Here is a 5,953-nt window from a genome sequence, read left to right on the forward strand (position 1 = left end):
AGGTTTATTTTGAGATTGATTTTGCGACATGATCAATAAATATTCGCTAAGATAACTTTTTTACCCACAAACTATCAGACAAATCATTCAACAAATCGATTAAAGGCCTCTTTAATGATGGATGAATAAGGTTCGGGGCTATCTCACACAGGGGCTCCAGGCTAAACCTGCGCTCATGAAGAAATGGATGGGGAACCTTGAGAGCTGGCTGGTCGATAATCTGATCTGAAAACAATAAAATGTCAATGTCTATAGTTCTCGAGCCCCATCGTTCGCTGCGTTCTCTGCCTAGTTCGCGCTCGATAGTCAACACACCTTTTAGAAGATTCCCCGGGTTCAGTTGTGTTTCGATGGCTAAAACCTGGTTGATAAAATCCGGCTGATCATGCTTCCCCCATGATGCAGTTTGGTAGAGCGAAGATGTCTCCTTAACTGTTCCCAATCGAAGGCCAATGAGGACAGACGCGTCCGAGAGGTATTTCAGGCTGTTTCCCAGATTGCTCCCAAGTAATAAATATGCGATAGACATGTTATTTTAGCCGGGTTCTGTAACAAATAAACAAGGACAGCATCTGTTATTTAGTATACTTGCATAGTTAAAACATTTGACCCTTATATGAAAGAATTTTTCAAATTTGTTTTCGCCTCAATGGTTGGTATGATACTATCATTTTTAGCGATTTTCATCCTCTTTATACTATTTATTTCTGTTATCGTTGCCTCCGCTGGAAGTGATGGAAATGTCGAAGTCTCGGCCAATAGTGTCATGCATATGAGCCTTGACTACCCTATTACGGAACGGGCAGATAAAAACCCGTTCTCAGAGTTCAGCTTTATGGGTTTTGAGAGCAAAAAAACGCTCGGCTTGAAAGAGATCCTTTCCGGAATCCGGGCCGCAAAAACCGACCAGAATATAAAGGGAATATATCTTGACGCATCCTCAGTCTCAGCTGGTTTTGCTACCATTGAAGAGATCAGAAACGCATTACTTGACTTCAGAAAAAGCGGCAAGTTTGTTATCGCCTATAGCGAAGTATACTCCCAAGGTGCTTATTATCTCGCTTCAGCTGCTGACAAAATATATCTGAATCCGGAAGGAATGGTAGATTTTAGGGGCCTGAGTGCAGAAAGCATGTTTTTCAAAGGATCGCTTGACAAACTGGGTATAGAAGCGCAGATCATTAAAGTTGGTACGTATAAGAGTGCTGTTGAACCGTTTATTCTTGAGAAAATGAGTGAGCCAAACCGCCGGCAGGTTACTTCGTTCCTTGGGTCAATGTATGATCACTTCTTATCAAAGATTTCCGAAAGCCGGAAGATATCGAAAGCTACCCTATTCTCTATTGCCGACAGTGCAAAAGTTAGAGACCCTAAGGATGCAGTGTTATTTAAAATGATCGATGGTCTCCTTTACAAGGACCAGGTTCTTGATGAGTTAAAATCACGTACAGGAATCAACAAAAAGAAAGAAGTTAAATCTGTGAGTATCGAAGAGTACGCTGCTAAAGGCGATAAAGATAATTCGACCTCATCAAATAGAATAGCCGTTATCTATGCTAACGGGGAGATAATCAGCGGAGAAGGCAATGATAATACTATGGGTTCAGAACGGATTTCCAGAGCCATCCGCAAAGCCCGCACTGATGATAAAATTAAAGCCGTTGTAATTAGGGTTAACTCTCCCGGAGGAAGCGCGCTTGCTTCTGACGTAATGTGGAGAGAAGTTGTCTTAACTAAAAAAATTAAGCCAGTGATCGTTTCTATGGGAGATGTTGCTGCTTCAGGTGGATATTACATCGCCTGCGCTGCAGATTCAATCTTTGCCCAGCCTAACACCATTACCGGTTCAATCGGGGTATTCGGCATCATACCGAATATGCAGAAATTCTTTAACGACAAGCTTGGAATTACTTTTGACGGAGTAAAAACCGGCAAGTATGCAGACCTTGGTGATGTAAGCCGCCCGCTTACTGAAGATGAAAGACTGATCTTTCAGCATGAAGTAAATAAGACCTACAATACGTTCACGAAAAAAGTTGCTGATGGAAGAAAGAAATCCCAGGCATACATCGATAGCATCGGACAAGGACGTGTGTGGAGCGGAACAGAGGCTTTGAATAATGGTCTGGTCGATAGACTAGGAGACATAGATGATGCCATAGCATCCGCTGCAAAAAAAGCCAAACTCAGCGATTATAAAATAGTAAGCTATCCAACACAGGTAGATCCTTTCAAATCATTCTTTGATAGTTCAGCAGATAAGGTCCGCATATATTTTGCGAAAAAGGAGCTTGGAGATAATTTCACTTATTACGAGCAACTGAAATCTGCTTTAAGTGTTTCAGGAATCCAAACCAGGATACCGTATAATATTACGATCAGATAGGGAATTGATTTTTTCGATGTTTAAATATATATATGTTCGCTAAATTGAATTAAGTGGATAATTATATCCTTCGGGAAAGCAGATCCTGCATTTCAATTGTACAGGTAGCCCCGCTCTACGCAGTAGTTTTGCCATAAATAACTCGTTGAGAATAATATTTTCGATGGCAAAAGCTACTTGCTGCGATCGGGTTTAAATGGCCTGGTTAATACTACTATTAAAGTTTGCTTGCACAGCGTACATGAAGCACTAGTCTGTAAATGGGATCTCATAGCGTGGATATTCTGGTAGGGCTTGAATGTACTACCCTACCACTTAAATACATTTCTGTATTTTTGATCCGACAATAGTCCATGGAAAACAAAACAATAGCAAGAACCTTACGCCTTCTGAGCCAGCTAATGGAGCTTCATGATGAAAATCCATTTAAAATCAAATCGATAGCCAACGCTGCATTCAAGGTTGACAAGCTGCCCTATCCTATTTCAGCGAAAAGCCTTGCAGAAATGGAACTGATTGATGGCCTGGGCAAAAGTACAGCTTCCAAGGTCTGGGCACTATTGGAAACCAATTCAATTCCTGAACTAAGCGAACTGCTTGCACAAACTCCTCCCGGCATAGTTGAGATGATACGTATAAAGGGTTTGGGGCCAAAAAAGGTTGTGGTAATTTGGAAAGACCTTGAAATAGATAATGTAGGTGAGCTTTATTATGCCTGCAATGAAAACCGTCTGATCGAAGCAAAAGGTTTTGGTCTTAAAACTCAGGAGGAAATAAAAAAAGCTATTGAATTTACAATGGCCAGCAGCGGCCGCTTCCTTTATGCGAGGGTTGAACATTTTGCAGAAGTAATGCTTCAGAATCTCAAAAATGAACTTAATACCGATCAGTTATTCCTCACGGGACAGTATCGCAGAAGATGTGAGATCATCGACTCTCTGGATATATTAACAACGCACCCAATTACCGATGAAATTGTTGTAATCCTTGAAAAAGCAGGATTAACAGCCGGTCTGGTAACTGACAATACAATAGCATGTGAGACTGAGTTCGGCATCAAAGTAAATTTGATCTTCTGCAATACGGATGTGCTAGGCTGGCAAATGATTTTGCACACAGGAAATAAAGAACATACAGATGAGCTGGCATTAAAATTGGTAAACACCGATGTCGGCGGCAAAAGCGAACAGGAAATTTACGCACTGGCTGAAATTCCATTTATTGAGCCGGAGTTGCGTGAAGGTCTTAATGAGTTTGCACTTGCAGCTGCCAATAAATTACCTGATCTGATCTCTTATTCTGATCTCAAAGGGACTTTACACAATCACAGTACATGGAGTGACGGTGTACACACCCTGGAAGAAATGGCTGTGTTCTGCCGGAACGAATTAAAACTAACTTACCTGGGCATTTGCGATCACTCCAGGTCAGCATTTTATGCCAATGGCCTGAATGAGATCCGTGTTGCAGCCCAGCAGCGCGAGATTGATGAGTTGAATATCAAGCTTGCCCCGTTCCATATCTTTAAAGGAATTGAGTCAGACATTCTATACGACGGTTCTCTGGATTATTCAGATGATGTACTGTCAACTTTCGACTTTGTAGTAGCATCAGTACACTCAATTTTAAAAATGAGCGAAGAAAAAGCGACCGGGCGTATAATTAAAGCTGTCGAAAATCCCTTCACAACTATTTTAGGGCATCCTACGGGCAGGCTGCTGCTCAGCAGAAGCGGATATCCAATAGACCATCGAAAGGTAATAGACGCATGTGCTGCAAATAATGTGATAATCGAGATAAATGCCAATCCTTTAAGACTGGATCTGGACTGGCGATGGCAGCAATATGCTATTGAGAAGGGTGTTCTTTTATCTATAAATCCGGATGCGCACCGCAAGGAAGGTTTTTATGATATGCATTATGGTACTTTAATTGCACGAAAAGGTGGCGTATCTAAACTTACCTGTTTGAATGCAATGGATCTGGAGCAGGTTAAGACCTTATTTAACAGACCTGCATGAGCTTACCGCTCAAAATAATTATACAAGCTCATGCAAGCCCTGCCTGCCGGCAGGCAGGTTCATTGCCGATAAAAAACAATTTACAGTCCAATGAAAACCTAGCTGATTTGAAAAAGGATAAACTTAAAGTTCTGATTATTCGGTTCAGCTCAATCGGAGATATTGTTTTAACCACACCGGTTATACGCTGTGTCAAAGAACAGGTAAGCGGTGTTGAGCTGCATTATCTAACCAAAAATGCATTTGAGTCGGTGCTTTCGGGAAACCCATATATAGATAAAATTCATTTTTTGAAGGATTCATTATCAGAAACGGTAGCAAACCTAAAATTGGAAGACTTTGATCATATTGTTGATCTTCACCACAACATCCGCACCCTTTACATCAAAAGAAGACTGGGAAAGCCTGCGTCCTCGTTTAATAAACTGAACTGGCAAAAATGGATGTTGGTGTCCTTCAAACTAAACGTCCTTCCTAAAGAACACATTGTTGACAGATATTTAAAAACTGTAGAGTTCCTGGGTGTAAAGAACGATAATGCTGGTCTTGACTATTTCTTAATAAATAATCACGATCTGGGGCAGCTCCTTCCTCCTTCGCATCAGCAATACATCGCGCTGGTCGTTGGCGCCCAGCACGCCACAAAGAGGCTGCCGGTAGAGCGTTTAATAGAGCTATGCCAATTAATAAAACAGCCGGTAGTTTTACTTGGCGGTCCTGAAGATATGGAACGCGGTGAAATGATTGCGGCAGGCGCTGGAGATCATGTATTCAATGGCTGCGGAAAGTTTAAGCTGGATCAGTCTGCTTTTCTGGTTAAAATGTCCGGATGCGTTATTACACATGATACAGGCTTGATGCATATTGCAGCAGCCTTTAAAAAGCCGATCCATTCCATTTGGGGAAACACTGTTCCTGAGTTTGGAATGTATCCATATATGGTAGATGAATCTTACATATATGAAGTGAAAGGTCTCCAATGTCGGCCCTGTTCGAAAATTGGATACCAGAAATGTCCTTTTGGGCATTTTAATTGCATGAATAAAATTGATCTTGCAGCAATTAACCAACAAGCCCATGTCTAGACAACTTTTACTGGTTCGCCACGCCAAATCCGATTGGGACAATATTAAACTTTCAGATTTCGATCGCCCGCTTAATTCAAGAGGAGAAAAAAACGCTCCTGAAATGGCAAAGCGCCTTTTAAAAAAAGGTATGAAGCCGAACCAGATTGTAAGCAGTCCGGCTGTCCGGGCTATAACAACAGCCCGCTATTTTGCGAAAGAGCTTGGATTGGAAACAGATATTGTAAAAGAATCGGAAATCTATGAGGCTCTGACCTCTACTTTAATGGATGTAATCAATAATCTCGATAACGATTATTCTTTCACCGCTCTGTTTGGCCACAACCCCGGTATAACGAGTGTGGTTAGTAATCTCTGCAACAAGGACCTGCATAATATTCCAACTTGCGGTATGGTGCTGATAGAATTTCCCTTCGATGATTGGGCTATGGTGAGTGCTGGAACGGGAGAATTAATCTTTT

At 41.5% G+C, this 5,953-nt stretch carries 5 protein-coding genes; 4 read left to right on the plus strand and 1 reads right to left on the minus strand.

All coding sequences use genetic code 11. From position 1 onward, the window contains the following. Positions 1-46 precede the first annotated feature (46 nt). Complete coding sequence (folK, locus tag WKF69_RS16800) at positions 47-529, minus strand: 2-amino-4-hydroxy-6-hydroxymethyldihydropteridine diphosphokinase (protein WP_340383383.1); 483 nt, start codon at positions 527-529, stop codon at positions 47-49. A gap of 87 nt (positions 530-616) precedes the next feature. Here folK and sppA point away from each other — a divergent pair, with 87 nt between their 5' ends. The 4 genes from sppA to WKF69_RS16820 all read left to right on the plus strand — a co-directional run. Then, on the plus strand, positions 617-2,386 hold the full coding sequence (gene sppA / locus WKF69_RS16805; RefSeq protein WP_340383384.1) for a signal peptide peptidase SppA: 1,770 nt from the start codon (positions 617-619) through the stop codon (positions 2,384-2,386). A 353-nt stretch (positions 2,387-2,739) separates the two neighbouring features. Then, positions 2,740-4,407, plus strand: coding sequence for a DNA polymerase/3'-5' exonuclease PolX (locus WKF69_RS16810; protein WP_340383385.1), 1,668 nt, complete (start codon positions 2,740-2,742; stop codon positions 4,405-4,407). Beyond that, positions 4,404-5,492 (plus strand): glycosyltransferase family 9 protein, encoded by a 1,089-nt coding sequence (locus tag WKF69_RS16815; RefSeq protein WP_340383386.1) that lies wholly within the window; start codon positions 4,404-4,406, stop codon positions 5,490-5,492. Before WKF69_RS16810 ends, WKF69_RS16815 begins: the two co-directional genes overlap by 4 nt. Then, positions 5,485-5,953: histidine phosphatase family protein (locus WKF69_RS16820; RefSeq protein WP_340383387.1), on the plus strand; the 469-nt coding region annotated here is incomplete at its 3' end. The genes WKF69_RS16815 and WKF69_RS16820, both read left to right, overlap by 8 nt.

Source organism: Daejeonella sp., from assembly GCF_037719425.1.
In the GTDB taxonomy this organism is placed as follows: Bacteria; Bacteroidota; Bacteroidia; order Sphingobacteriales; family Sphingobacteriaceae; genus Daejeonella.

Bases quoted from the DNA above. Each gene is read 5' to 3' on its own strand.
- WKF69_RS16810 (WP_340383385.1), top strand. From the start codon at position 2,740: ATGGAAAACAAAACAATAGCAAGAACCTTACGCCTTCTGAGCCAGCTA.
- sppA (WP_340383384.1), top strand. From the start codon at position 617: ATGAAAGAATTTTTCAAATTTGTTTTCGCCTCAATGGTTGGTATGATA.
- folK (WP_340383383.1), bottom strand. From the start codon at position 529: ATGTCTATCGCATATTTATTACTTGGGAGCAATCTGGGAAACAGCCTG.
- WKF69_RS16815 (WP_340383386.1), top strand. From the start codon at position 4,404: ATGAGCTTACCGCTCAAAATAATTATACAAGCTCATGCAAGCCCTGCC.